This is a genomic window from Pseudomonas umsongensis (assembly GCF_002236105.1).
Classification (GTDB): domain Bacteria; phylum Pseudomonadota; class Gammaproteobacteria; order Pseudomonadales; family Pseudomonadaceae; genus Aquipseudomonas; species Aquipseudomonas umsongensis.
Genome location: NZ_NIWU01000003.1, coordinates 195111 through 222079, shown reverse-complemented (window position 1 = coordinate 222079; position 26969 = coordinate 195111). Strand labels below are relative to the sequence as shown.

Sequence of the window (26969 nt, the reverse complement as noted above, 5' to 3'; positions counted from 1 at the left end):
GGTATCCAGATCAGTCGGCCAGTGCAGCCTTTTGCAGATCAAAGATTTCGTTCATGCCTTTTTTCGCCAGTTCCAGCATGGCGTTCAGCTCTTCAGGCTGGAACGGCGCGCCTTCGGCAGTGCCCTGGACTTCGATGAAGCCGCCAGTGCTGGTCATCACCACGTTCAGGTCGGTCTCGGCCGCCGAATCTTCCAGGTAGTCGAGGTCGAGCACAGGTTCGCCTTGATACATGCCCACCGACACGGCGCCGATCATTTGCTTGAGTGGGTCGCCGCCTTTCAGGCCGCCACGCTTCTTGATCACTTTCAAGGCATCGACCAGGGCAACCATGGCGCCGGTGATGGAGGCGGTGCGCGTGCCACCGTCAGCCTGGATCACATCGCAGTCAACGTACAGGGTGATGTCGCCCAGCTTGGACATGTCCAGCGCAGCGCGCAGGGAACGGCCGATCAGGCGCTGGATTTCCAGGGTACGGCCACCTTGCTTGCCGCGGCTGGCTTCACGCTGGTTACGCTCGCCGGTGGCGCGCGGCAGCATGCCGTACTCGGCCGTCAACCAGCCCTGGCCCTGGCCCTTGAGGAACCGCGGCACGCCGTTTTCGACGCTGACGGTGCAGATGACCTTGGTATCACCGAACTCGACCAGTACGGATCCCTCGGCGTGTTTGGTGTAGTTGCGGGTAATGCGGATCGAGCGGAGCTGATCGGCAGCGCGACCACTTGGACGTTTCATAAGGGATACCTGTACGGGGACGGAAAACTGCGGAGCATTATAGAGCCGCCAGCCACGACTGGGCACTTCTAAAAAAATCCTCGGACGAGCGAAGGCTCTGCACAGCCCGCTGCCGACGACCTGCAGGCCTTTGTCACACCGTGTGTTTGGGCGCATCCACGCCACTGCGCTACAATCCTGCGCCTTTGCTGCCAGTCGGCTTAAATTCATTCATATCGGATTGCCGGAACGTCAGTTGCGCGCCGATCCGCATTGCGAGGTACCTCCATGGTGCACAGCATGACCGCCTTCGCCCGCGTCGAGAAAGCCGGGGGCCAGGGCACCCTGAGCTGGGAGCTGCGCTCGGTCAACAGCCGCTACCTGGAACCCCACTTGCGCCTGCCGGAGTCCTTCCGCGACCTCGAAGGCGCCGTACGCGAAGCGCTGCGCCAGGCTGTCTCCCGAGGCAAGCTCGAATGCACCCTGCGCTTCACCGAAGAAAATACCGGTAAACCACTGCAGGTGGACCAGGCACGCGCAGCACAACTGGTTGCGGCCGCCGAGACCATTGCCAGCCTGATCAAGAACCCAGCTGCGCTCAACCCACTCGAAGTGCTGGCCTGGCCCGGCGTATTGGTGGGCGACGCGACCGACCCGCAAGCGCTGAACGCCGAGGCACTGGCACTGTTCAACCAGGGCCTCAAAGAGCTCAAGGCCGGCCGCGAGCGCGAAGGCGCGGAGCTGGCACGGCTGATCAACGATCGCCTGACGTCCATTGAAGAAGACGTGGTGACCCTGCGCGAACTGGTTCCGCAGATGCTCGCCACCCAGCGCCAGAAAGTGCTCGACCGCTTTGCCGACATGAAGGCCGAGATGGACCCGCAGCGCCTGGAGCAGGAAATGGTCATGCTCGCGCAAAAAAGCGACGTCGCCGAAGAACTGGATCGCCTGAGCACTCACATCATCGAAGTTCGCCGGGTGCTCAAGTCCGGCGGCGCCGCCGGTCGGCGCCTGGACTTCCTGATGCAGGAACTCAACCGCGAAGCCAACACACTGGGCTCCAAAGCCTTCGACCCGCGCAGCACCCAGGCTGCGGTCAACCTCAAGGTGTTGATCGAGCAGATGCGCGAACAAGTGCAGAATATTGAGTAAGGCAAACCCCATGACCCACAGCACCGGCACCCTCTACATCATTTCCGCGCCTTCGGGCGCCGGCAAGACCAGCCTGGTCAAGGCCTTGATCGACGCCCAGCCGCAGATCCAGGTTTCCGTTTCCCACACCACCCGCGCGATGCGCCCGGGCGAAGTGGATGGCGTGAACTACAACTTCGTCTCGCGCGAACAGTTCGTGAAGATGATCGAGCACGGCGATTTCCTTGAGCGCGCCGAGGTGTTCGGCAATCTCTACGGCACCTCGCAGAGCCATCTGCAGCAGACGCTGGACGAAGGCCATGACCTGATCCTGGAAATCGACTGGCAAGGCGCCGAGCAGGTGCGCAAGCTGATGCCCCAGGCGCGCTCGATCTTCATCCTGCCGCCGAGCCAGGAGGCCCTGCGCCAGCGCCTGGACAACCGCGGCCAGGACAGCAACGAGATCATCGAAGGTCGCATGCGCGAAGCCGTCAGCGAAATGAGCCACTACGTCGACTACGACTACCTGATCATCAACGACGATTTCGCCCACGCACTGGACGACCTGAAGGCGATTTTCCGCGCCAATCAGTTGCAACAAAAACGCCAGCAGCAACGTTTTGGCAAATTACTGGCTGAATTACTCGGCTAAAGAGCTCTTCCCAAAACAGCTGCAAGGGCTTTACATTGGCACTTGCAGCGCGTTGAAGAGCTTGGTCAAAAAATCAGCGCTTCCCTAAACGCTGGTGATTTTTTAAACTGTTGAGTCCGCTCGCCCATCCGGGCAGCGCGCATATTGCATTTGCTACGAGGAAGACCATGGCCCGCGTAACCGTTGAAGACTGCCTAGAACACGTGGATAACCGCTTTGAGCTGGTCATGCTCTCTACCAAGCGTGCCCGTCAACTGGCCACCGGCGGCAAAGAGCCGAAAGTAGCATGGGAAAACGACAAGCCTACCGTCGTCGCCCTGCGTGAAATCGCTGAAGGCCTGATCGACTACGCAGCTATCGCCGAAGCCGAAATCGTTGAAGATGAACCGCTTTTCGCTGCATTCGAGGACGAGTCCAACGAGGCCGTCTAAGCCTATGCCTGGTCGACGTAGCACGGCGCGGGAACACAGCTTGCGGCAGGAGTCATCATGCCGAGCATAGACGCCCTCGCCGATCGCTTATCGACCTACCTCGGCAAAGACCAGGTCAACCTGGTCCGCCGAGCGTATTTCTACGCCGAACAAGCCCACGACGGCCAACGCCGCCGTAGCGGTGAGGCGTACGTCACGCACCCACTTGCGGTGGCGAATATTCTTGCGGACATGCACATGGACCATCAGAGCCTGATGGCGGCCATGCTGCATGACGTGATCGAAGACACCGGCATTGCCAAGGAAGCGCTGCAAGCGCAATTTGGCGAAACCGTGGCCGAACTGGTCGACGGGGTCAGCAAACTGACCCAGATGAACTTCGAGACCAAGGCCGAAGCCCAGGCTGAAAACTTCCAGAAAATGGCCATGGCCATGGCGCGCGACATTCGCGTGATCCTGGTCAAGCTGGCCGACCGCCTGCACAACATGCGCACGCTGGAAGTGCTGTCCGGCGAAAAGCGCCGGCGCATCGCCAAGGAAACCCTGGAAATCTATGCACCCATCGCCAACCGGCTGGGCATGCACGCCATCCGCATAGAATTCGAAGACCTCGGCTTCAAGGCCATGCACCCGATGCGTTCCGCGCGAATCTACCAGGCGGTCAAGCGCGCCCGGGGCAACCGCAAGGAAATCGTCAACAAGATCGAAGAATCCCTCAGCCATTGCCTGGCCATCGATGGCATCCAGGGCGAGGTCAGCGGGCGCCAGAAACACCTCTACGGCATCTACAAGAAGATGCGCGGCAAGCGTCGGGCCTTCAACGAGATCATGGATGTATATGCATTCCGGATCATCGTCGACAAGGTCGATACCTGCTACCGCGTGCTGGGTGCTGTTCATAATTTGTACAAACCGTTGCCGGGGCGCTTCAAGGATTACATCGCGATCCCCAAGGCCAACGGCTATCAGTCGCTGCACACCACGCTGTTCGGCATGCACGGTGTTCCGATCGAGATCCAGATCCGCACCCGCGAAATGGAAGAGATGGCCAACAACGGCATCGCCGCCCATTGGCTGTACAAATCCAGCGGCGACGAGCAGCCAAAAGGCACGCATGCGCGCGCGCGCCAGTGGGTCAAGGGCGTACTGGAAATGCAGCAACGGGCCGGCAACTCGCTGGAATTCATCGAAAGCGTGAAGATCGACCTGTTCCCGGACGAGGTCTACGTGTTCACGCCAAAGGGCCGGATCATGGAGCTGCCCAAGGGCTCCACGGCGGTCGACTTCGCCTACGCGGTGCACACCGACGTCGGCAACAGCTGCATTGCCTGCCGGATCAACCGTCGCCTCGCGCCGCTGTCCGAACCGTTGCAAAGCGGTTCCACGGTCGAGATCGTCAGTGCTCCCGGCGCACGGCCGAACCCGGCGTGGCTCAATTTCGTGGTGACCGGCAAGGCACGCACCCATATTCGCCATGCGCTGAAACTGCAGCGCCGTTCCGAGTCCATCAGCCTGGGCGAACGCCTGCTGAACAAGGTGCTCAACGGCTTCGACAGCTCGCTGGAAAAAATCCCGGCCGAGCGCGTGAAAGCGATGCTTGCCGAGTACCGCCTCGAACTGATCGAAGACTTGCTTGAAGACATCGGCCTGGGCAATCGCATGGCCTACGTCGTCGCCCGACGCCTGCTTGGCGAAGGCGAGCAGTTACCCAGCCCCGAAGGCCCGTTGGCGATCCGCGGCACCGAAGGCCTGGTCCTCAGCTACGCCAAGTGCTGCACACCGATCCCGGGCGACCCGATTGTCGGTCACCTGTCCGCGGGCAAGGGCATGGTCGTGCACCTGGACAACTGCCGCAACATCAGCGAAATCCGCCACAACCCGGAAAAATGCATCCAGCTCTCGTGGGCCAAGGATGTCACCGGCGAATTCAACGTCGAACTGCGCGTTGAGCTGGAACACCAGCGCGGCCTGATCGCCCTGCTGGCCAGCAGCGTCAACGCGGCCGACGGCAACATCGAAAAAATCAGCATGGATGAACGCGATGGTCGCATCAGCGTGGTCCAACTGGTGGTCAGCGTGCACGACCGTGTGCACCTGGCCCGTGTGATCAAGAAACTGCGCGCCCTGACCGGGGTGATCCGCATCACCCGCATGCGCGCGTAGCCACCCATCCATTACAAGGAGTCATTCATGACCAAGACTGTTATCACCAGCGACAAGGCCCCGGCCGCCATCGGTACTTACTCCCAGGCGATCAAGGCTGGCAACACCGTCTACATGTCGGGCCAGATCCCTCTGGACCCAAAAACCATGGAACTGGTCGAAGGCTTCGAAGCACAGACCGTCCAGGTGTTCGAGAACCTCAAGGCCGTGGCCGAAGCCGCCGGTGGTTCGTTCAAGGACATCGTCAAATTGAACATCTTCCTCACCGACCTGAGCCATTTCGCCAAGGTCAACGAGATCATGGGCAAATACTTCGACCAGCCTTACCCAGCACGCGCCGCCATTGGCGTTGCGGCCCTGCCAAAGGGTTCGCAGGTTGAAATGGATGCCATCCTGGTCATCGAGTAACGCGTCTGGCGCAGCCAATGGCTGCGCCGACCGCTCTGCAGTAAAGAAAGCCTGAAAGGATTCCACCATGCGCAAAGCGCTTGTTCTCTCGCTGCTCGCCCTGTTTTTGGGCGGTTGTGCCAGCAACCCTGCCGACCGTGATATCAGCGGCACCTGGATCAACCAGGCGGCGATCGATGCTGCAGCCAAAGGCGGCCCCCTGCGTGAAGCCCTCCAGGCCTATGGTCCGAACCTGGAGTGGGACGTCAACACCAAGGCCAGTCAGGCCCGCTACACCAATGGTTTTGAAAATGTCGAAGGCAAGTTGCTGGGCGAACAGTCCGGCGCCTGGAAAGTCGACTTTTATGGCAGCTCTGCCAGCGAGCTCAAGCGTGACGGCAAGCAACTGAGCCAGGCCGCCAGCGACAACGAACCCGAGCAGGTCTTCGACCGCGCATTGATTCCGGTTCCGGATGGCGCACCGATGGGCGCCAGTTTCGAACGCGCGCTGTACTCGGCGTACATGGGCGGTAGCTGGAAGGTCGTCAGCGGCCCCGGCGAAGGCAATAGCGTGCAGTTCCAGGCCGACGGCCAGGTCATCGGCCTGCCGGAAGCCGATCGATATGCCCTGTGCCTGGCGGGTGATTGTGCATCGATGAGCGGTGGCAACGACAACATGTGGTTGCAACTCAACGGACAAGGAAACCCCTGGATCTTTGCGCGCAAAGGCAAGGAACTGGAAATCTTCCAGGCGGTGAATACCGCCCAGGCAGACGAAATGCCCCAGTACACACCGGGCAATCGCAAGTGGCTGCTGGAAAAACAGTAATCCACACATGCCCCATGTGGGAGCGAGCCTGCTCGCGAAAGCGGTGTATCAGTCAACATAAATGTTGAATGTTACGACCTCTTCGCGAGCAGGCTCGCTCCCACGATTGATTCGGGCGTCTGGCAGTTAACAATTCCCTTCAATGATCGCCGCATAACCCTCGCGAAAACTCGGATACTTCGGCTTCCAACCCAACGCCTTCGCCCGCGCATTGCTGCAACGCTTGCTCCCGGTGCGGCGCACAGTGGCGTCCTCCGCCCATTCGGTCACACCCATGTACTCGCGCAACCAGCCCACCACATCCGCCAGCGCGGCAGGTGCGTCATCAACACCTATATAGACATCGTCCAGTGCCACTCCACGCCGGTCCGCCTCGAGCAGACACGCCATCAAGCCGGCGGCGTCATCGGCATGAATTCGATTGGCGTACAGCGGCGGATCGATCGCCACGCGATACCCGCGGCGAACCTGGGTCAGCAACCATTCACGACCCGGGCCGTAGATACCGGTCAAACGCACGATACTGGCCGGGATGCCGCTATTGAGAGCAATCTGCTCCGCTTCAAGCATCACACGCCCTGAATAACCCGCCGCCACGGCTGGCGAAGTCTCATCAATCCACTCGCCCTGCTGCTGGCCGTAGACACTGCTACTGGAAACGAACAACAAGCGATTGGGCACCTGGCCATAGTCGTCCAGCCACTCCAGCACATGCTGCAAGCCCTGGACATAAGCGGCCCGATAACCCGCTTCATCGTGATCGGTGGCGGCCGCGCAATACACCAGGTAATCCACCGCACCGACCGGCCAAGTTGCCGGGCAGTCCTTGTTGAACAGGTCGCCGGCCACTCCGACAACCCCGTCGGGCAGGCGCGAAACGTCACGGCGCAGGCCATGGACTTCCCACCCGCCAGCCAACAACTGCGTGGCCAGGCGACTGCCGACATCACCGCAACCGGCGATCAAAACAGAGGGTGCGGACATCAGAAAACTCTCCTTGAAAATGGACAAACCAGCGCTGGCAATGGACGAGCGGCTAGCAATGCAGGAAAAAAAGAGACGCTATTACTTCTGTTAACAAGAATTACTTGCAATAATGCGGACCACTTTTGTTCTCGGCCTTACGAGGCCTGGAAGAACATTAACCGTCTTTTTCCTTCAGGTCCGGCCCAGCATGACACGTATTCAACTCTCCGCTTCGCCAACCAAACGACCTCGCGCCTGGAGCGCGGTGGCCGCCCTGCTACTCAGCCTGATGCTGGCGCCAACCGCCGCCTTTGCTGACGCACAAGCCCCCGCCACCCCGACTGCCGCCGCCGCACCTGCCCAGGCCGACCACGCCGGCCCGGCAGCGGCGCCGGTCGCGACCGATCCTGCCCAGGCAGTACCGGCAGATGCGATTGGTGAAGACGCTCCCGAAGTCCTCGAGGCCGACAACACCCTGGGCATGGCCCATGACCTGTCGCCGTGGGGCATGTACCAAAACGCCGACATCATCGTGAAAATCGTGATGATCGGCCTGGCCATCGCCTCGATCATCACCTGGACCATCTGGATCGCCAAGGGTCTTGAGTTGATGGGCGCCAAGCGTCGTCTGCGCGGTGAAATCGCCCAGCTGAAAAAGTCCGCCTCCCTCAAGGAAGCCAGCGCCACTGCGGCAAAGGAAGGCACCCTGGCCAACCTGCTGGTCCATGATGCCCTCGAAGAGATGCGCCTGTCGGCCAACAGCCGTGAAAAAGAAGGCATCAAGGAGCGCGTCAGCTTCCGCCTTGAGCGCCTGGTAGCGGCTTGCGGTCGCAACATGAGCAGCGGCACCGGCGTGCTTGCCACCATCGGTTCCACAGCGCCGTTCGTCGGCCTGTTCGGTACCGTATGGGGCATCATGAACAGCTTCATCGGCATCGCCAAGACCCAGACGACCAACCTCGCCGTCGTCGCCCCCGGCATCGCCGAAGCCCTGTTGGCCACGGCTCTGGGCCTGGTTGCAGCGATCCCTGCGGTGGTGATCTACAACGTGTTCGCCCGCTCCATCGCCGGTTACAAAGCGCAGGTCTCCGACGCGTCGGCAGAGGTCCTGCTGCTGGTCAGCCGCGACCTCGACCACCAGCCTGAGCGCAGCTCACATCCGCACATGGTGAAAGTGGGGTAATCGGCCATGGGCCTGCATTTGAAAGAAGGGGCAGACGACGATCTGTCCGAAAACCACGAAATCAACGTCACGCCGTTCATCGACGTGATGTTGGTGCTGCTGATCATCTTCATGGTGGCGGCCCCGCTGGCTACCGTAGACATTAAGGTCGACCTGCCCGCGTCCACCGCCAAGCCGGCGCCACGGCCGGAGAAACCGGTGTTCCTCAGCGTCAAGGCTGACCAGCGCCTGTTCCTCGGCGAAGACGAAGTGAAGGTCGAAGCACTTGGCGCCACGCTCGACGCCAGGACCCAGGGCAAGAAAGACACGACGATCTTCTTCCAGGCCGATAAAGGCGTGGATTACGGCGACCTGATGAGCGTGATGGACAATCTGCGCGCCGCCGGTTACCTGAAGGTGGGCCTGGTCGGACTCGAGACGGCAGCCAAGAAATGATCAATACGCGCCATAAGCTGACGCGTTACAGCGGTAGCCTGGCCATTGTGCTGGGCGTTCACGCGCTGGCCATCGCACTGGCCGTGAACTGGACTGCCAACCCGCCCATCGAATTGCCACCTCAGGCAATGATGGTCGAACTGGCACCGCTTCCCGCCCCGCCACCGCCTGCACCGCCGAAGGTCGTCACGCCACCGCAGCCGCCCGCTCCGGTTGAAGAATTGCCGATACCCAAGCTTGCCGAAGCGCCGAAGGCCGAGATTGCCGTGCCCAAGCCGGTAAAACCCAAGCCGAAGCCTCAGCCGCCCAAACCGGTAGAGAAGAAGCCTGATCCGCCAAAGGAAAAGCCGTCGGAGGAGAAACCCGCCGACACGCAGCCGACCCAGGCGCCGACGGAGAAGTCCGCACAGCCCGCACCAGGCCCTTCAGCGGCTCAAGTCGCGGCCAAGGCGAGTTGGCAAGGCGCATTGCTGGCGCACTTGCAAAAGTACAAGAAGTACCCTGCCAGTGCACAGGCACGGGGCAAGGAAGGCATGAACCGTCTGCGTTTCGTGGTGGACGGCGAAGGCAACGTCCTGTCTTTCGAGCTGGTGGGCGCTTCGGGCACAGCCGATCTGGACCGGGCGACCCTGGACATGATTCGCCGAGCGCAGCCGCTGCCCAAGCCGCCGGCCGACATGCTGACCAATGGCTCCATCGAAATCGTTGCACCCTTTGTGTACTCGATCGACAAGCGCCGACGCTGATCACACCGGCCATCCAGGCCCCTGGCTCTGCAAAAGGCACCGATAAGGTGCCTTTTGCATATCTGGATACGGCAAACCGGTATTGCCCTGTGTTACACGCCACATACCTTCTGATAACGTGCGTCTATCGATTGCAGCCGGTATGCTTGGCTCGCAACTTCATGGACGCTTGCTATGACCCTCACAGAATTACGCTACATCGTTACCCTCGCCCAAGAACAACACTTCGGCCATGCCGCCGAGCGTTGTCACGTCAGCCAACCAACCCTGTCGGTGGGCGTGAAAAAGCTTGAAGACGAACTCGGTGTGCTGATTTTTGAGCGCAGCAAAAGCGCCGTGCGCTTGACCCCGGTTGGCGAAGGCATCGTCGCCCAGGCGCAAAAAGTACTCGAGCAGGCTCAAGGCATTCGCGAACTGGCCCAGGCTGGCAAGAACCAGCTGACCGCGCCGCTCAAGGTCGGCGCGATCTATACCGTCGGCCCATACCTGTTTCCGCACCTGATTCCACAACTGCACCGGGTTGCCCCGCAGATGCCGTTGTACATCGAGGAAAACTTCACCCACGTGCTGCGCGACAAACTGCGCAATGGCGAACTCGACGCGATCATCATCGCCCTGCCGTTCAACGAAGCCGACGTGCTGACCTTGCAGCTCTATGACGAGCCGTTCTATGTCCTGATGCCGGCTCAGCACCCATGGACGCAGAAAGAATCCATCGACGCCAACCTGCTCAACGACAAGAGCCTGCTGCTGCTCGGCGAAGGGCACTGCTTCCGCGACCAGGTACTCGAAGCCTGCCCGACACTGGCCAAGGGCAACGACGGCGCCAAGCACACCACGGTGGAGTCCAGTTCGCTGGAAACCATCCGCCACATGGTGGCCTCCGGCCTCGGCATTTCAATCTTGCCGCTGTCGGCGGTCGATAGCCATCACTACGCCCCCGGCGTGATCGAGGTTCGACCACTGTCGGCGCCAGTGCCATTCCGCACCGTAGCCATTGCCTGGCGTGCGAGCTTCCCGCGACCCAAGGCCATTGAAATTCTCGCTGACTCCATTCGCCTGTGCTCGGTGGCCAAACCCGCCGCACCGGTAACGGCCGGTTAAGCCACGCCATGACCGAGTTGTCGCAAGTGTCGGTGACGGCACTCAAGGGTGTCGGTGAAGCCATGGCCGAAAAACTGGCCAAGGTCGGCCTGGAGAATCTCCAGGACGTTCTGTTTCATTTGCCATTGCGTTACCAGGATCGCACTCGCGTAGTGCCGATCGGCGCACTGCGCCCAGGGCAGGACGCCGTCGTCGAAGGCACCGTCAGCGGCGCAGACGTGGTCATGGGCCGACGCCGCAGCCTTGTCGTGCGCATGCAGGACGGCACCGGCGGCCTGAGCCTGCGCTTCTATCATTTCAGCAATGCACAGAAAGAAGGCCTCAAGCGCGGCACGCGGATTCGCTGCTACGGCGAAGTGCGGCCCGGCGCCTCGGGGCTGGAAATCTACCACCCGGAATACCGCGCCATCACCGGCGACGAACCACCGCCCGTGGATGAAACCCTGACCCCGGTGTACCCGCTCACCGAAGGCCTGACCCAACAGCGTCTTCGGCAGCTGTGCATGCAAACCCTGACTTTGCTCGGCCCGAGCAGCCTGCCCGACTGGCTGCCGAAGGAACTGGCCCGCGACTACCAATTGGCGCCGCTGGCCGATGCGATCCGCTACCTGCATAACCCGCCTGCCGATGCCGATGTCGACGAACTCGCCTTGGGTCACCACTGGGCCCAGCACCGCCTGGCCTTCGAAGAGCTGCTGACCCATCAACTGTCCCAGCAGCGCCTGCGCGAGAGCATGCGTGCCCTGCGCGCGCCAGCGATGCCGAAAGCCACGAAGCTGCCCGGCCAATATTTAGCCAACCTCGGCTTTACCCCGACGGGCGCGCAGCAACGGGTGGGCAACGAAATCGCCTACGACCTCAGCCAGCACGAACCCATGCTGCGACTGATTCAGGGCGACGTCGGCGCGGGCAAGACCGTGGTCGCCGCGTTGGCTGCACTCCAGGCGCTGGAAGCCGGTTATCAAGTCGCCCTGATGGCGCCCACCGAAATCCTCGCCGAGCAGCACTTCATCACCTTCAAGCGCTGGCTCGAACCGTTGGGTATCGAAGTCGCGTGGCTCGCCGGCAAGCTCAAGGGCAAGAACCGTGTCGCCGCGCTTGAGCAGATCGCGGGCGGTGCGCCGATGGTGGTCGGCACCCACGCGCTGTTCCAGGACGAAGTACAGTTCAAGAATCTCGCGCTGGCGATCATCGACGAACAGCACCGCTTTGGTGTACAGCAACGCCTGGCGCTGCGGCAGAAAGGCGTCGGCGGGCGGATGTGTCCGCACCAACTCATCATGACCGCCACGCCGATCCCCCGGACGCTGGCCATGAGCGCCTACGCCGACCTCGACACCTCGATCCTCGACGAACTGCCCCCCGGCCGTACTCCGGTGAACACGGTGCTGGTCACTGACACCCGGCGCGTCGAAGTGATCGAACGAGTGCGCGGTGCTTGCGCCGAAGGGCGTCAGGCCTATTGGGTGTGCACGCTGATCGAAGAATCGGAAGAGCTGACCTGCCAGGCCGCTGAAACTACGCACGAAGACCTCACCGCCGCCCTCGGCGAATTAAAAGTCGGCTTGATCCATGGACGCATGAAGCCTGCCGAAAAAGCGGCGGTGATGGCCGAGTTCAAGGCCGGCAACCTGCAACTGCTGGTCGCCACCACAGTCATTGAAGTCGGCGTGGACGTACCCAACGCCAGCCTGATGATCATCGAAAACCCCGAACGCCTGGGCCTGGCGCAACTGCACCAGTTGCGCGGCCGCGTGGGGCGGGGCAGCGCGGTCAGCCATTGCGTGCTGCTTTATCATCCGCCGTTGTCCCAGATCGGACGTCAGCGACTGGGTATCATGCGCGAAACCAACGACGGTTTCGTGATTGCCGAAAAAGACCTCGAACTGCGCGGCCCCGGCGAAATGCTCGGCACACGGCAAACCGGCCTGCTCCAATTCAAGGTCGCCGACCTGATGCGCGATGCCGACCTGCTGCCTGCCGTACGCGACGCCGCCCAGGCCTTGCTGGAACGCTGGCCTGACCATGTCAGCCCGTTACTCGACCGCTGGTTGCGCCACGGGCAGCAATACGGCCAAGTGTGAGCAGTGTCTCAGTTTCCAGGCGATGGCTTTGAGCAAGCTGGTTATACTCCTGAAATTGTTTTGGAACGGATACAGACCATGACCGAAGTTGCCCTCGCACCTGCTGCCCCGCACGCTCCGTCGGTCATTCGGCTGCTGCTGGACAAAATGGGCATTACCTTCGAAGAAGTGCTCGACCATCACGGCCTGAACGCTGCGCGCAAAGTCCAGGCCGTGCTGCTCGATGACAGTGTCGGCGCGCTGATGGTGCTGTATCCGCAGAGTCAATTGCTGGACCTCAATCGCCTGACCGAACTCACAGGCCGCCGCCTCACAGCCGTGTCGACCGAGCGTCTGCAGAAAATGCTCGGCAAACACAGCCTGAGCCTGCTGCCGGGCCTGCCATCGCTGACCAGTTCGCCCTGCCTGTATGAAGAAAGCCTGTTGCGCGAACCCATGGTGCTGGTCAATTCGGGGGAGCCGGGCGTGCTGCTGGAGATCACCAGCGAAGCCTTCAGGTCCATGCTGACCAAGGCCAGCGCCGCCAACTTCGGCGAGAACCTGAGCAGCATCCGCCCCAACCTCGATCGCCCTGACGATGACCGCGATGAGATCTCCCAAGCCGTCCAGGCGTTCACGGCGCGACGTATCCAGCAACGACTGGAAGCGACCATCGAGATTCCACCGCTGGCCGAAACGGCGCAGAAGATCATCAAGCTGCGCGTCGACCCTAACGCCACTATCGACGACATTACCGGCGTGGTCGAAACCGACCCGGCCCTCGCCGCACAAGTGGTGAGCTGGGCCGCATCGCCGTACTACGCCTCACCGGGCAAGATTCGTTCGGTAGAAGACGCGATCGTCCGGGTACTGGGTTTCGACCTGGTGATCAACCTAGCGCTGGGCCTGGCCCTGGGAAAAACCTTGAGCCTGCCCAAGGACCGCCCGCAACACAGCACTCCGTACTGGCAGCAATCGATCTACACGGCCGCGGTCATCGAAGGCCTGACCCGGGCCATGCCCCGCACCCAGCGCCCGGAAGCGGGCCTGACCTACCTGGCGGGCCTGCTGCACAACTTCGGCTACCTGCTGCTGGCCCACGTGTTCCCGCCGCACTTCTCGCTGATCTGCCGTCACATGGAGGTCAACCCACACCTGTGCCACAGCTACATCGAGCAACACCTGCTCGGCATCAGTCGCGAACAGATCGGTTCATGGCTGATGCGCTACTGGGACATGCCGGAAGAACTCACCACCGCGCTGCGCTTCCAGCACGACCCAAACTACGACGGCACCTACGCCGAATACCCGAACCTTGTTTGCCTGGCCGTACGCCTGCTGCGCAGCCGGGGCATTGGTTCGGGACCGGACGAAGATATCCCGGACGCCCTGCTCGAACGTCTCGGCCTGAGCCGTGCTAAAGCCGAAGACGTTGTCAGCAAAGTGCTGGAGGCTGAAGTGTTATTGCGTGAGCTGGCGTCGCAATTCAGTCAACCCTAAAAGCTTCGCGGGCCAGCATCGCTCCTACAAGGATTTGGATCTTCCTGTGGGAGCAAGCATGCTGGCAATGGGTAAAGGTGGCCGAAGAAATCAAGCCAAGCAGCGCACCACATGGCCTGCTAGACCGCTTACGCGTCCATACCCACAAAAAACCACCCGGTGGTCCGGCAACACTGCTAGAGATCTGAAAAAGCCCTCAGTTGCGTCGAAAGCAATAAACCCTTTTCCGCCACCAAACGTCGTATCAAAAGACCCATCAGGAAGGTAACGCGCAACCAGGTTGACCAGCTCTCTACTATCACCAACAAACACTGCCAGCCCCACTAGGATTCGCCCGTCATCCTGCAAAGCAAGGCTTTTCACCACATTGTTTGAATATCCAGAATAAACAGATAACGCTGGCTGCCCCTCATTGAAATCTTTGGAAAAACTGCCATTCGAAGTTAGTGAAACGAGTAGCGTACTCCTTCCAGAAACGCTTGAGTTATCGCCTGCTGCTACCACCCCCCCGTCAGGCTTTAGTGCCATCGAAGTTAGCGTGCTAGATAAGTTAATACTCGGAATGGTCACAATACCAGTTCCTTTATCACCGTAACTTATGTCAACGCTTCCGTCCTGATTATAGCGAATGACATGGACATAGCCGTTATACTTAAAGAAAACCAAAACTTTACCGTCCTGCTGTAACAGTACCCCACGACTAAAACGCTCCTCCGAGCTAGCGGAAGCAATGAATACATAGCCCTTACCACCAAATGTTTCGTCCAATGAACCATTCTCGCTCAGTCGAATCACGATTACCCTAAAATCGCTTGCGCCGACTTTGATAGTCCGAGTCAAAACAATTTGACCATCCAGTGCAGTTGCGACTCCTCTAACACCGCTTGAGTAACCGGTTGATTTATCGACCTGCTCCCCCTCAGCTTCACTGCTGTGAAAACTGGCACCAGGATAGCTATTGCTATCAAGAAAATTGTAAACGTTATAACTGACTTGACCATCATTATTATCGCCAAACGAGGGATCTGGCGCACCATCCTTTACCTGCCGAACAATTGCGACAGTGTTATTTATCGCGCCACTAACAAGAAACTTGTCATCTGGCAACAAATCCAATGAGTTAGCATAAAAATAACCGATACGGGACGTCGGAACAACGACACTCCCACCACTGGCAAACGACGAGTCAAGTGATCCGTCTTCATTTAGCCTTACCATTTTTAGACTTGTATCGTCACCAGTAGTAACCATCAGCAATTTGTTTTGTGGCAGGGTAGCTATCGCCTGAGGAAAATCACTAGCGGCGACATTATCGATTGGGAAGGTTACAACACCTCCGATACCAAAAGTTTGATCGTAAAAATTCCCAGCTATTTTAGCTTGCGATTGACTCATGATCAGGCTCCACCAGGTCGGCATTGATGTACTAAGACCCCCACAATGGAGCATGTCCTCATTTAAAACACCTGTCAGAAATGATAGCTATACATTCTTTTGAGGCAAGATAACCGACTTATCAGGCCAAAAAATCGGAACTCAGCTACCTTTAGTTGGCTTCTTCCGCGGCTTCAAATACTTGGTCAACCCCTGGAACCAGATCACCAGCGCCGGGTTGCCCTTGATCTGAATCGACTTGTCCTGAATACCCGTCATGAACGCCAACTGCTTGTTCTTGGCCTGCATCGTGGCAAAGCCGTAGGCCGCATCCTTGAAGGCAATCGCAAACGCTGGCTCGGCATACACACCCGCCTTGCTGGTGATGCGCTGATCCTTCACCCGGAAGTGCCGCGCTACTTTCCCGTCCAGGGTCTGCAGTTGAAACACCAGTTCTTTATCACCCAGCTGCTGCTGAAACGCCGGATTGGTCCGACTGGCCTTACCCATCAACAAACCCAGCATCCACAGCAGAAAACGAAATTTCATGCGCAAGCCTCAGAAGAAAAATGAACGGCCGGCGCAGTGTAGCGATTAAATTCCAGAACGCCACCTTCCAGATATGTTTGGAGGAGATGCCTGGATTTTTGACGCCGATGACTACCAAGTCACGGACGAAAGCCTGCCTTTTCTGGACTCAGACGGGGTGTGGTGGGGCGACGTTATCCAGCACTCGATTTACCGCCAGTTCACCGAGCATGATCACCTGCTGAAGCGCCAGCATCGTACTGCGGTGCACCCCCTCGAGCATTGCGGCGATTTCACTTGCCATCACGTTGGCCGACGCCAACGACTCACAGGCGTGGGCTAATAGCGTCTCGTTGTCGATGTCAGGCGCCACGACAAAGATCGCGCCGGGTGGATGAGCCCCGGTCATGACCAAGGCATTGGGTTTCAGGTAATGGTCCAGGGCGCGGGTGGCGGCATGGTGCAACTTTCTTGAAGTCGCGGACATGTACGGGGTAGTGCTAACGCTTTCTAATCCGGCGGGCAATTCTTTGGCCTTGGGCATGGTATATCTCCGATGAAGATTGGGAGTGACCAAACTAACCGTCGCGCTTCCGAAGGCCAACCTTAAAAAAGCGTCAGATGCTTCCTCAATTTTGTAAGGAAATTCATCATTTTCGAGATACGTTTAACGATTCCAAACCTGCCGTTTGGTAGCATAATCGCCATGGCCATCAGCAGAATGGTAAATAGGTAATTCATCGCACTCGGCTCTGGACTGCCCTCACACACCGATCCTGAACATGAAAAAAATCGTCCTGTAGGAATGGCCTAAGGCTGCGACATTTTGATGTTTGTCCCGCAAGCTTGCCGGAAACTTCCTGCAAGACGCGGGACGTATCTCGGGGTTCTTCATCCGCTAACCAAAGGATCGTTGGCCGTTACTCGATCACCGCGTAGCGATAGTTCACATTTGTCAGCCGCCCATGAATCGCCAGCATCACTTCGAACGTACCAGTGGTGCCGGTCGGCAAATGCACATCATGCCGGTTTGGGTCCAGATGCGTTCCTGGAGCGCCCACGATTTGAACTCCACTCGGCTCATACAGCTTGTCATCCGGTGTTTGGGCCTGAACAAATATTTCAGGTAGCCTGATGGTCAGCGAATTGTTTTGGCGTACTTTGCCCAAGTCGAAAATGCCCAAGGCTTGATTGTGGAAATTAATATTGGTGGTGGAAGGCATGGCATTCAACACAGTCATGTCTTCAAACCCGTTACTTTGAATCAACAGGTTTTTGAGGGCGGTCAGCCTGGCCATTGAGTCTGGCAGTTTTCCGCACAGATTATTGTTATTACCCACGTCGAAGCGTTCCAGTCTTGTCAAATTACCGATCGACTCCGGAATACTGCCTCTCATAATGCCCAGCGGCCTTTGAGAGCTCAGATTCAACTGGGTCAGGCTGGTGAGATTCCCTATCCAGTCCGGAATTGATTTGAGTGCGCTGTTGATGAAGTGCGCCGACGTCAACTTTGCCAACGTTCCGAAGTCTTCAGGCAGGCGAGTGACAGGTTGATTTTCTATCATTACGTTTTGCAAATTGCGCAGATGCCCAATGCCTCGCAGGCTGGTGAACTTTCCAGGCGCCCCGCTCAGCACACTCAAGACCGTCACTTTATCAAGCATGTCCTGCGTCACGACATCGTCGATGGTCACCGGTATGCCCGTGGCTTCTGAAATATGTGCGGCCGCAATGTGCGCAAAAGAAAGGTCGTCAAAGAGCGTCCTTATCTTTGCCGGGATTATCACAGGGGAAAAAGCCTTTGCAATAGCAGTGTCCGAAGTCATGTCGTCACCTTGCCCGCATTTAATGAACTCCTTTTATAAACCATCGGTTGAAGTTCGGTAACTGTCATAGCTGACAGTTGACAAAAGCCACTTGGCTACATGCTTGATAAGCAGGACTTCTCGATTAACAAAAAATGGGCACCCAATCTCATTGGCGTGCCCATTCTTCAGTCCGCTCCCCTGAACTGCAGGTTCGCGAAACAGATTACGGATTAACACTGTCCTTCAACGATTTACCCGGCTTGAATGCAACAGTGTTGCTGGCCTTGATCTTAACCGGCTCACCGGTTTGCGGGTTTTTGCCGGTGCGGGCACCGCGGTGGCGTTGCAGGAAGGTGCCGAAACCTACCAGCGTCACGCTGTCTTTGCGGTGCAGGGCGCCGGTGATTTCTTCGAGAACGGCGTTGAGGACGCGGTTGGCCTGCTCTTTGGTTAGATCTGCTTTTTCAGCGATGGCTGCGGCGAGTTCTGGTTTACGCATATTAGTGAAGCCCCTTTGACGGTTTTTTGTTGTTATGTCCGTGCCGCCCTCTATGGAGCAGCGCCCAAAGCGCCGCAGGTGCTCTACTCTGCGGCAGACGGGAGTGAGGATGGCACGCAGTGAGGAGCCGCGCCAGTGTCGGCACGGCCAATGTACGGGCAAAATGGGGGTGATTCCGACAGAACGACCGGTATTTACGCCAGCAGTGCCGGAAGCTCTTTGTTGAGGGCCAGCTTTTCCATCACGGCTGCGCCTGTAAGGGCATAACCGAGCAGTTTGCCGTGGGCATCACGGCATAAAACCTTGATGTCGGCGCCCTGCCCTTCGACTGTCCAGAAGCCCTCCGTACCCCGTGGCGGCGGGGATACCACCAATGGGCACACTGGGGTTTTGACAGTGATCGGCATCGGGCCGTAGTTGACCACCGTTGGGTTGCCGGCAAGGGTCTGTGCCAGCGCTCTCGCACAACTCATCAGGGGCATCACGTACAACAGGTTCAGCCCATCGACCTCGGCACAGTCACCCAGGGCGTAGATGTTGGCATGGGACGTTTGCAGGTGCCGGTCGACCACTACGCCGCGATTGACCTGCAGGCCGGCAGCGGTGGCCAGGTCGATGCGCGGACGCAGGCCAATGGCCGACACCACCACGTCGCACGGTATGACCTGACCATCGGAAAGATGGGCCTCCAGGCCGTCAGCAACCCGCTGCAGGCGATTGAGCAGCGGCCCGAGGTGGAAACGTGCACCCAGGCTTTCCAGCCCGGCCTGGACCGCTGCGGCCGCTGCCGGGTGCAATAGGGTCGGCATGACCTGCTCGCACGGTGCAACCAGCTGCACCTCGTAGCCGCCCAGGGTCAGGTCGTTGGCGAACTCGCAACCGATCAGGCCGGCGCCCAGCAACAAGACCCGCCGCTTGCCGGCCGCAGCCGCGCGAAAGCGCGCGTAGTCTTCCAGATCGTTGATCGGGAACACGCAATCACCTGCATCACCTTCGATGGGTACGCGCACGGTTTCCGCCCCCCACGCCAACACCAGGTCACGGTAGATCACCGCTTCCTCGCCGATCCACAGGCGCTTGTGGCCCGGGTCGATGCCACTGATGCGGGTATGGGTGCGCACCTCGGCCTTCAATTGCTCGGCCATCGCGCCCGGTTCAGCCATGCTCAGGCCGTCGGCGTCCTTGTTTTTGCCGAAACCGGTGGAGAGCATCGGTTTGGAGTAGGAGCGCCCGTCATCGGCGGTAATCAGCAGGAGCGGGGTTTCGCTGTCGAGTTTGCGAAACTCGCGAGCGACGTTGTAGCCAGCCAGCCCGGTACCAACGATTACGACAGGTGCGTTCATTCCTTACTCCTCAGTTGTTCAGGCGGCGATTTCGATCATTTCGAAATCCATTTTGCCCACACCGCAGTCCGGGCACAGCCAATCTGCCGGGACGTCTTCCCAACGGGTGCCCGGCGCAATGCCGTCATCGGGCCAACCGTCGGCTTCGTTATAAATCAGGCCGCAGACGATACATTGCCACTTTTTCATTCAGGTAATTCCTCGGGATTCAGGCTATTGCCGGCGCGGACGGTCGATGGTTACTGCGTTGCCATCCAGCTCAAAGCGTTTTTTTACTGATCGGGCACGACAGATGCAAGCCGGTTCGGAGCATCCGGTGGCCCGGATCAATCAACATTGGTGGCTGACATGGTAAGCTCACAGGCTCCTTTGCTGCCAATAATGACTCATTGTGCAACACACAGAATCCCCCTGCCCTCCCCCAACCTGGCTCTTTCAAAGCCAACTGACGCCTCTCCCCGACACGTCTATCCTCGATTGGTTGTTCGATAATGGCTCGCTGACCAGGCGTCTCATTCATCTGACGAATGATGCGTTTAGCGTCACGCCATTATTCGAAGGGTGGCAGCCCCTGCGCACGGATGAATGCGCCGCGCTCGACCTGGCCGAGGGCAGTGAAGGCTGGGTGCGCGAGGTGTATTTGCGTGGCCACGGGCAAGCCCTGGTGTTTGCCCGCAGCGTAGCGGCGCGCAGTGCGTTGCAGGGCGACGGCTTGCACATGGACGAATTGGGCAGCCGCTCCCTGGGCGAACTGCTGTTTTGCGATCACGCCTTCCAGCGCCGTGCCATCGAGGTTTGCCACTACCCGCAGGCGTGGTTGCCGAGCGAAGTGCGGGCGCCCGGGCTGTGGGCTCGCCGCTCGCGTTTCGACCGTGGCGCCTTGAGTGTGCTGGTGGCCGAGATCTTCCTGCCGACCCTGTGGAGCGCCGCCCGCGTCCATCCGGAGAATTGCTGATGTACCAGAGCCTGCTCAAGTCCTTGAACCGCTTGAATCCCCGGGCCTGGGATTTCATTCAGCTGACGCGCATGGACAAGCCGATCGGCATCTACCTGCTGTTGTGGCCGACGCTATGGGCGCTGTGGATTGCCGGCAAGGGCTCGCCGTCGCTGGCCAATATCGTGATTTTCGTCCTTGGCGTGGTGCTGACCCGCGCGGGGGGCTGTGTGATCAATGATTGGGCGGACCGCAAGGTCGATGGCCATGTGAAGCGCACTGAACAGCGCCCGCTGCCGAGCGGCAAGATCAGCTCCAAAGAAGCGTTGGTGTTCTTTGCATTATTGATGGGCCTGAGCTTCCTGCTGGTGCTATGCACCAACGCGGCAACGGTCTGGCTGTCGTTCGGTGGCTTGGCGCTGGCCTTCACCTATCCGTTCATGAAGCGCTACACCTATTACCCGCAAGTGGTGCTGGGCGCGGCGTTTTCCTGGGGGATGCCGATGGCGTTCACTGCCGAGACCGGAGAACTGCCGGCGGCGGCGTGGCTGCTATGGATCGCCAACCTGATGTGGACGGTGGGTTACGACACTTACTACGCGATGACCGACCGCGACGATGACTTGAAGATCGGCGTGAAGTCCACGGCAATCCTGTTTGGCGAGGCTGATCGGGTGATCATCCTGACCCTGCAAGGGTTGGCGTTGGGTTGCCTGCTGCTGGCCGGGTCTAAATTCGAGCTCGGCGGCTGGTTCCATCTGGGACTGGCGGTGGCGGCGGGCTGTTTTGCCTGGGAGTTCTGGTACACCCGTGACAAGGACCGTATGCGCTGTTTCAAGGCGTTCTTGCACAACCATTGGGCCGGGTTGGCGATTTTTGTCGGGATCGTGCTGGATTACGGGTTGCGTTGACCCGTTTTCCTGTAGGAGCGAGCATGCTCGCGAAGATCTCACAGACGCCGCGGGGTGTCAGGCTTGCCGCGTTATCGTTGACCATCATCGCGAGCATGCTCGCTCCTACACGTTTACTTCTGCGACTCGTGCATGACGTGCCAGACGTCCTTCATTTTGTCGCCTTTCATGTCTCCAGGTTTTTCGTCCTTCACAAAGGTATAAAGTGGTTTGCCGTCATAAGCCCACTGCATCGTGCCGTCATCGCGTTTGATTGGCGTAAATTTGCCCTCGGCCTTGGCGCCCGCCGGTGCCATCATCGGCGGCCAATTCTTGGCACAATCACCATTACACATCGACTTGCCACCCTCGTCCTTGTCGAATGTGTACACCGTCATGCCTTTATGGTCGACCATCATGCCGCCTTTCATCATCGCCGGTTCATCGGCAAAGGCCATGCTCGGCAGCGTTAGCGCAGCAGTCACCAGCAAAGCCTTCCAGGATTGAGCAATGTGTTTCATGGAAACCTTCCGTTTGTGGTTGTCAGGATTCGGACTTAGAGCTTAGCCCAGGTTCATGACAATCGCCGGGTGACTAAAATACTGTCACACGACTGCAATAATTCCGTTATCTAATGCGGCGCAAGACAGTTAAATGACAAGAGGATTAAGGCATGGTTGGCAGGAGCATTCTGATCGTCGACGACGAAGCGCCCATTCGCGAAATGATCGCCGTTGCGTTGGAAATGGCCGGCTACGACTGCATGGAGGCGGAGAACTCCCAGCAGGCCCACGCCATTATCGTCGACCGCAAACCGGACCTGATCCTGCTTGACTGGATGCTGCCCGGCACGTCCGGCATCGAGCTGGCCCGCCGCCTCAAGCGCGACGAGCTGACCGGGGATATCCCGATCATCATGCTCACCGCCAAGGGCGAAGAAGACAACAAGATCCAGGGCCTGGAAGTCGGCGCCGATGACTACATCACCAAGCCCTTTTCCCCGCGTGAGCTGGTCGCACGCCTCAAGGCCGTGCTACGCCGTGCCGGCCCCTCCGATGGCGAAGCACCGATCGAAGTCGGCGGCCTGCTGCTGGACCCGATTGGCCACCGCGTGACCATCGACGGCAAACCGGCAGAAATGGGACCGACTGAGTACCGTCTGTTGCAGTTCTTCATGACCCACCAGGAACGCGCCTACACCCGTGGCCAGTTGCTGGATCAGGTCTGGGGCGGCAATGTGTATGTCGAGGAGCGCACCGTGGATGTGCACATCCGGCGCCTGCGCAAAGCCCTCGGCGATGCCTACGAAAACCTGGTACAAACCGTGCGCGGCACCGGTTACCGCTTTTCAACAAAAGCGTGACCCGGATTTCCCCGTTTTAGAAGTAGACAAGGACGCGCTTTCAAGTGAACCAAAACTGGCATGGCACCCTGATTCGCCACATGCTGCTGCTGGTCACCGCCTGCCTGGTGATCGGCCTGATCACCGGCTACTACGGCTGGAGCCTCGCCGCGGGGCTTGGGGTTTACCTGGCCTGGACCCTCAAGCAACTGCTACGCCTGCACGAATGGCTACGCCTGCACAAACCCGATGAAGCACCTCCCGATGGCTACGGCCTGTGGGGCGAGGTGTTCGACAGCATCTACCATCTGCAACGTCGCGACCAACGCGTTCGCGGGCGCCTGCAAGCGGTCATCGACCGGGTCCAGGAATCCACCGCTGCCTTGAAAGACGCGGTGGTCATGCTCGACAGCGACGGCAATCTGGAATGGTGGAACCGTGCCGCTGAAACCCTGCTGGGCCTCAAGACCCCGCAGGACAGCGGCCAGCCGGTGACCAACCTGGTACGCCATCCGCGCTTCAAGGAATACTTCGAGCAGGACAGCTACGCCGAACCGCTGGAAATCCCTTCGCCGACCAACGACCGGATGCGCATCCAGTTGTACATCACCCGTTACGGCAACAATGAGCACCTGATGCTGGTGCGCGACGTGACCCGTATCCATCAGCTGGAACAGATGCGCAAAGACTTCATCGCCAACGTTTCCCACGAGCTGCGCACGCCGCTGACGGTGATCTGTGGCTACCTGGAAACCCTGCTCGATAACGTCGAGGAAGTGAACCCGCGCTGGACCCGTGCCCTGCAACAGATGCAGCAGCAAGGCGGGCGCATGCAAACCTTGCTCAATGACCTGCTGTTGTTGGCCAAGCTGGAAGCCACCGATTACCCGTCGGACAACCAGCCAGTGGCCATTGATGGCTTGCTGCAGTCGATCAAGGGCGACGCTCAACAGCTGTCGGGCCAGAAGAATCAACAGATCACCCTGGAAGCCGACCCGACGATTCTGCTCAAGGGCAGTGAAGCGGAATTACGCAGCGCGTTTTCCAACCTGGTGTTCAACGCGGTGAAATATACCCCCGCCGAAGGCAGCATCCGCATCCGCTGGTGGGGCGATGAGCAAGGCGCGCACCTGAGCGTACAGGACTCCGGGATCGGCATCGACAGCAAGCACCTGCCGCGCCTGACCGAACGCTTCTACCGCGTCGACTCCAGCCGCAATTCCAACACCGGCGGTACCGGGCTGGGCCTGGCGATCGTCAAGCATGTCCTGCTGCGTCATCGCGCGCGCATGGAAATCAGCAGTGTGCCGGGCCACGGGAGTACATTTACCTGCCACTTTGCACCTGCTCAGGTCAGCAAATCCCGGGTGATCAGCACCGCCGACTGATACCGGCCAGCACACGCCACTAGGCAATTTCACGGTCAGCCGCTACATTGGCTGACTTGTGCCTGCCTTTCAGGTGCACTTTTTTCTTTTCATTCGATTACACGGAACCCGCAAAACTCCATCATGGACCCTTCCCCTGGCTTGACCCTCGCAACAATATTCGCCGACTTCGGCATGATCCTTTTTGCTCTGATCCTGGTTTTGCTCAACGGCTTTTTCGTTGCGGCGGAATTCGCCATGGTCAAATTGCGCTCGACCCGGGTCGAAGCCATCGCTGAGCAGCACGGCTGGCGTGGACACATCCTGCGCACCGTGCACAGTCAGCTCGATGCTTACCTGTCGGCGTGCCAATTGGGTATCACCCTCGCCTCGCTGGGCCTGGGCTGGGTCGGTGAACCTGCGTTCGCGCACCTGCTGGCGCCTGTACTGAGTGCCGTGGGCGTCGATTCGGCCGAAGTGGTCAAGGCCGTGTCGTTCTTCACCGCGTTCTTCATCATTTCGTACCTGCACATCGTGGTCGGCGAACTCGCCCCGAAATCCTGGGCCATCCGCAAACCCGAACTGCTGTCGCTGTGGACCGCCGTGCCGCTGTACCTGTTCTACTGGGCCATGTACCCGGCCATTTACCTGCTCAATGCCAGCGCCAACCAGATCCTGCGCATCGCCGGGCAAGGCGAACCCGGCCCGCACCACGAGCACCATTACAGCCGGGAAGAACTGAAACTGATCCTGCACTCCAGCCGTGGACAGGACCCGAGCGACCAGGGCATGCGCGTACTGGCCTCGGCCGTGGAAATGGGCGAACTGGAAGTGGTCGACTGGGCCAACTCCCGCGAAGACCTGGTGACCCTGGAATTCAACGCGCCACTCAAGGAAATCCTGGCGATGTTCCGTCGCCACAAGTTCAGCCGTTACCCGGTGTACGACAGCGAGCGCCAGGAGTTCGTCGGCCTGCTGCACATCAAGGACCTGCTGCTGGAGCTGGCGGCCCTGGACCACATTCCCGAGTCGTTCAACCTGGCCGAACTGACCCGCCCGCTGGAGCGCGTGTCGCGGCACATGCCGTTGTCGCAGCTGCTGGAGCAGTTCCGCAAGGGCGGCTCGCACTTCGCCGTGGTCGAAGAGGCCGACGGCAACATCATCGGCTACCTGACCATGGAAGACGTGCTGGAAGTGCTGGTGGGCGATATCCAGGATGAACACCGCAAGGCCGAACGCGGCATCCTCGCTTATCAGCCAGGCAAGCTGCTGGTACGGGGCGATACGCCCTTGTTCAAGGTCGAGCGCCTGCTGGGTATCGACCTGGACCACGTTGAAGCCGAAACCCTCGCAGGTTTGGTCTATGAAAGCCTCAAGCGCGTTCCTGAAGAGGAAGAAGTGCTGGAAGTCGAAGGCCTGCGCATCATCATCAAGAAGATGAAGGGACCGAAGATTGTGCTGGCCAAGGTGTTGATGCTCGATTGATGGGCTGATCCAGAGCCGAGTCGATCCCTTCGCGAGCAGGCTCGCTCCCACATTGGAATGCATTTCAAATGTGGGAGCGAGCCTGCTCGCGAAGGCGTCAGATCAGTCAACGCATTATTGTTTGCCCAGCGCGAAGTTGGGTAACGCCCCCATCGGTTGCTTGAACTGGTACGGGATCGACACCAGCCCCATGCCGGTATTGCGCTGCACCACGAAGTGCAGATGCGGCCCGCTGCTGTTGCCGGTATTGCCCGACAGCGCCAGCGGGCTGCCCACGACGACCCGCTGCCCTTCGCGCACGCTGACCGAACCTTTTTGCAGGTGCAGGTACACGCCCATCGTCCCGTCATCATGCAGCACCCGCACGAAATTGCCCGACGGATCGGTACCGCGCCCGGTCTGCCCGTTTTCGGTCTTCACCACGATCCCGCCCCGCGCGGCAATGATCGGCGTGCCTTCCGGCATGGCGATGTCGATGGCGTAGCGATTCCTCGGGCCGAAGTGGCTGTATTGGCCTTCGGCGCCCTGGCTCACGCGAAACGGTCCGCCACGCCAGGGGTACGGGTATCGGTAGGCCACGGCAGCGCCTTCGGGGTCGCCCAGGGAATATTCGAACTTGGGAAGGTAGGCGAGCGGCCGCCCGGCCCTGGTCGGCGTGAGCTGTGCCAGGCGAATGCTGCTTCGCAATGGCATTACCCGACGAATGGGACGACTCGGTGCACCGCTGACGTTGTTCAACCCGGTAAAGCTCAATTCGATTTCGACCGGCGCATACAGGTCATTGCGAACGTAGACGCTGTCCACGCCGTCCTTTTTCATGATCACGAGGTACACCTGACGCTCGAGGTTCTCGACCATGCGATCGCGGAACGTGAACACGCTGGAGCCTTTCGTGGGGCGGTCGCTGTAGGAGACCACGCCACTGGCGTCGGTGGACTTGTAGATGGTCACTGCCATGGCCGAAGTCGAGGCGATGAAAAGACCACAGAAAAACAGTAGGCGCGCGAACATGGGCGGGATTCTGTCGATTCAGGTTTGGGATTGAGCCTAGCAGGCGCAATGGACCTGTGAAGTCGGCAGATGTTCAGATGGATGTA

At 59.5% G+C, this 26969-nt stretch carries 28 protein-coding genes; 17 read left to right on the top strand and 11 right to left on the bottom strand.

What is annotated here, in order from left to right:
* Positions 1-10 precede the first annotated feature (10 nt).
* Complete coding sequence (gene rph, locus PSUM_RS17600) at positions 11-733, bottom strand: ribonuclease PH (RefSeq protein WP_020797907.1); 723 nt, start codon at positions 731-733, stop codon at positions 11-13.
* Between the two features lie 267 nt (positions 734-1000).
* Here rph and PSUM_RS17595 point away from each other — a divergent pair, with 267 nt between their 5' ends.
* The 6 genes from PSUM_RS17595 to PSUM_RS17570 all read left to right on the top strand — a co-directional run bounded on the left by PSUM_RS17595 (position 1001) and on the right by PSUM_RS17570 (position 6305).
* Complete coding sequence (locus tag PSUM_RS17595; protein ID WP_020797908.1) at positions 1001-1864, top strand: YicC/YloC family endoribonuclease; 864 nt, start codon at positions 1001-1003, stop codon at positions 1862-1864.
* Between the two features lie 10 nt (positions 1865-1874).
* Positions 1875-2495 carry a guanylate kinase gene (gmk, locus tag PSUM_RS17590; RefSeq protein ID WP_020797909.1) on the top strand — a complete coding sequence of 207 codons (621 nt, stop codon included), beginning with the start codon at positions 1875-1877 and terminating at the stop codon, positions 2493-2495.
* A gap of 167 nt (positions 2496-2662) precedes the next feature.
* Entirely contained in the window at positions 2663-2926 is a 264-nt protein-coding gene (rpoZ, locus tag PSUM_RS17585) for a DNA-directed RNA polymerase subunit omega (protein ID WP_007921129.1), read from the top strand.
* 57 nt (positions 2927-2983) lie between these two features.
* On the top strand, positions 2984-5089 hold the full coding sequence (spoT, locus tag PSUM_RS17580) for a bifunctional GTP diphosphokinase/guanosine-3',5'-bis pyrophosphate 3'-pyrophosphohydrolase (protein WP_008062824.1): 2106 nt from the start codon (positions 2984-2986) through the stop codon (positions 5087-5089).
* Positions 5090-5116: 27 nt separating this feature from the next.
* On the top strand, positions 5117-5497 hold the full coding sequence (locus PSUM_RS17575; protein ID WP_003229509.1) for a RidA family protein: 381 nt from the start codon (positions 5117-5119) through the stop codon (positions 5495-5497).
* Between the two features lie 67 nt (positions 5498-5564).
* Entirely contained in the window at positions 5565-6305 is a 741-nt protein-coding gene (locus PSUM_RS17570; RefSeq protein WP_020797910.1) for a hypothetical protein, read from the top strand.
* Between the two features lie 126 nt (positions 6306-6431).
* On the opposite strand, the gene PSUM_RS17565 is transcribed toward PSUM_RS17570, so the two are convergent.
* Positions 6432-7289, bottom strand: coding sequence for an SDR family oxidoreductase (locus PSUM_RS17565; RefSeq protein ID WP_083349912.1), 858 nt, complete (start codon positions 7287-7289; stop codon positions 6432-6434).
* Between the two features lie 190 nt (positions 7290-7479).
* Between PSUM_RS17565 and exbB the strand changes: the two genes are divergently transcribed.
* The 6 genes from exbB to PSUM_RS17535 all read left to right on the top strand — a co-directional run bounded on the left by exbB (position 7480) and on the right by PSUM_RS17535 (position 14302).
* Positions 7480-8454 (top strand): tonB-system energizer ExbB, encoded by a 975-nt coding sequence (gene exbB / locus PSUM_RS17560; protein ID WP_083349913.1) that lies wholly within the window; start codon positions 7480-7482, stop codon positions 8452-8454.
* A 6-nt stretch (positions 8455-8460) separates the two neighbouring features.
* Entirely contained in the window at positions 8461-8889 is a 429-nt protein-coding gene (gene exbD, locus PSUM_RS17555; RefSeq protein ID WP_020797913.1) for a TonB system transport protein ExbD, read from the top strand.
* Positions 8886-9635, top strand: coding sequence for a TonB family protein (locus PSUM_RS17550; RefSeq protein WP_020797914.1), 750 nt, complete (start codon positions 8886-8888; stop codon positions 9633-9635). The genes exbD and PSUM_RS17550 overlap by 4 nt, the downstream gene beginning before the upstream one ends.
* 174 nt (positions 9636-9809) lie before the next feature.
* The gene (locus PSUM_RS17545; protein ID WP_008064487.1) at positions 9810-10739 is read left to right on the top strand and encodes a hydrogen peroxide-inducible genes activator; all 930 of its coding nucleotides are present in this window, start codon (positions 9810-9812) and stop codon (positions 10737-10739) included.
* 8 nt (positions 10740-10747) lie between these two features.
* Entirely contained in the window at positions 10748-12823 is a 2076-nt protein-coding gene (gene recG / locus PSUM_RS17540) for an ATP-dependent DNA helicase RecG (RefSeq protein ID WP_020797915.1), read from the top strand.
* A gap of 78 nt (positions 12824-12901) precedes the next feature.
* A complete protein-coding gene (locus PSUM_RS17535; protein ID WP_020797916.1) occupies positions 12902-14302 on the top strand; it encodes an aminoacyl-tRNA deacylase and HDOD domain-containing protein in 1401 nt (466 codons plus the stop codon).
* A gap of 90 nt (positions 14303-14392) precedes the next feature.
* On the opposite strand, the gene PSUM_RS17530 is transcribed toward PSUM_RS17535, so the two are convergent.
* The 7 genes from PSUM_RS17530 to PSUM_RS17500 form a co-directional block, all read right to left on the bottom strand.
* Positions 14393-15697 (bottom strand): NHL repeat-containing protein, encoded by a 1305-nt coding sequence (locus PSUM_RS17530; RefSeq protein WP_162276372.1) that lies wholly within the window; start codon positions 15695-15697, stop codon positions 14393-14395.
* 141 nt (positions 15698-15838) lie between these two features.
* The gene (locus PSUM_RS17525) at positions 15839-16225 is read right to left on the bottom strand and encodes a hypothetical protein (protein WP_020797918.1); all 387 of its coding nucleotides are present in this window, start codon (positions 16223-16225) and stop codon (positions 15839-15841) included.
* Between the two features lie 148 nt (positions 16226-16373).
* On the bottom strand, positions 16374-16748 hold the full coding sequence (locus PSUM_RS17520; protein WP_083349915.1) for a DUF6124 family protein: 375 nt from the start codon (positions 16746-16748) through the stop codon (positions 16374-16376).
* Between the two features lie 376 nt (positions 16749-17124).
* Positions 17125-18030 carry a leucine-rich repeat domain-containing protein gene (locus PSUM_RS17515; protein ID WP_042955426.1) on the bottom strand — a complete coding sequence of 302 codons (906 nt, stop codon included), beginning with the start codon at positions 18028-18030 and terminating at the stop codon, positions 17125-17127.
* A 205-nt stretch (positions 18031-18235) separates the two neighbouring features.
* Positions 18236-18511, bottom strand: a complete 276-nt coding sequence (locus tag PSUM_RS17510; protein ID WP_003213368.1) for an HU family DNA-binding protein — start codon at positions 18509-18511, stop codon at positions 18236-18238.
* Between the two features lie 194 nt (positions 18512-18705).
* Positions 18706-19854, bottom strand: a complete 1149-nt coding sequence (locus PSUM_RS17505) for an NAD(P)/FAD-dependent oxidoreductase (RefSeq protein WP_033045498.1) — start codon at positions 19852-19854, stop codon at positions 18706-18708.
* A gap of 18 nt (positions 19855-19872) precedes the next feature.
* Positions 19873-20043: a rubredoxin gene (locus PSUM_RS17500; RefSeq protein WP_007995385.1), complete on the bottom strand. Its 171-nt coding sequence runs from the start codon at positions 20041-20043 to the stop codon at positions 19873-19875.
* 202 nt (positions 20044-20245) lie between these two features.
* On the opposite strand from PSUM_RS17500, the gene PSUM_RS17495 reads away from it, so the two are divergent.
* Positions 20246-20809, top strand: coding sequence for a chorismate--pyruvate lyase family protein (locus tag PSUM_RS17495; RefSeq protein WP_033045499.1), 564 nt, complete (start codon positions 20246-20248; stop codon positions 20807-20809).
* Positions 20809-21699 (top strand): 4-hydroxybenzoate octaprenyltransferase, encoded by an 891-nt coding sequence (gene ubiA / locus PSUM_RS17490; protein WP_083349916.1) that lies wholly within the window; start codon positions 20809-20811, stop codon positions 21697-21699. The genes PSUM_RS17495 and ubiA overlap by 1 nt, the downstream gene beginning before the upstream one ends.
* A 113-nt stretch (positions 21700-21812) precedes the next feature.
* On the opposite strand, the gene PSUM_RS17485 is transcribed toward ubiA, so the two are convergent.
* Positions 21813-22199, bottom strand: coding sequence for a COG4315 family predicted lipoprotein (locus PSUM_RS17485; RefSeq protein ID WP_033045501.1), 387 nt, complete (start codon positions 22197-22199; stop codon positions 21813-21815).
* A gap of 152 nt (positions 22200-22351) precedes the next feature.
* Here PSUM_RS17485 and phoB point away from each other — a divergent pair, with 152 nt between their 5' ends.
* The 3 genes from phoB to PSUM_RS17470 all read left to right on the top strand — a co-directional run bounded on the left by phoB (position 22352) and on the right by PSUM_RS17470 (position 25872).
* Positions 22352-23041: a phosphate regulon transcriptional regulator PhoB gene (gene phoB, locus PSUM_RS17480; RefSeq protein WP_020797927.1), complete on the top strand. Its 690-nt coding sequence runs from the start codon at positions 22352-22354 to the stop codon at positions 23039-23041.
* A gap of 80 nt (positions 23042-23121) precedes the next feature.
* Positions 23122-24408, top strand: coding sequence for a phosphate regulon sensor histidine kinase PhoR (gene phoR, locus PSUM_RS17475; protein ID WP_218646489.1), 1287 nt, complete (start codon positions 23122-23124; stop codon positions 24406-24408).
* A gap of 123 nt (positions 24409-24531) precedes the next feature.
* A complete protein-coding gene (locus tag PSUM_RS17470) occupies positions 24532-25872 on the top strand; it encodes a hemolysin family protein (protein ID WP_008064508.1) in 1341 nt (446 codons plus the stop codon).
* A gap of 114 nt (positions 25873-25986) precedes the next feature.
* On the opposite strand, the gene PSUM_RS17465 is transcribed toward PSUM_RS17470, so the two are convergent.
* The gene (locus tag PSUM_RS17465) at positions 25987-26883 is read right to left on the bottom strand and encodes a peptidoglycan DD-metalloendopeptidase family protein (protein WP_083349918.1); all 897 of its coding nucleotides are present in this window, start codon (positions 26881-26883) and stop codon (positions 25987-25989) included.
* Positions 26884-26969 lie beyond the last annotated feature (86 nt).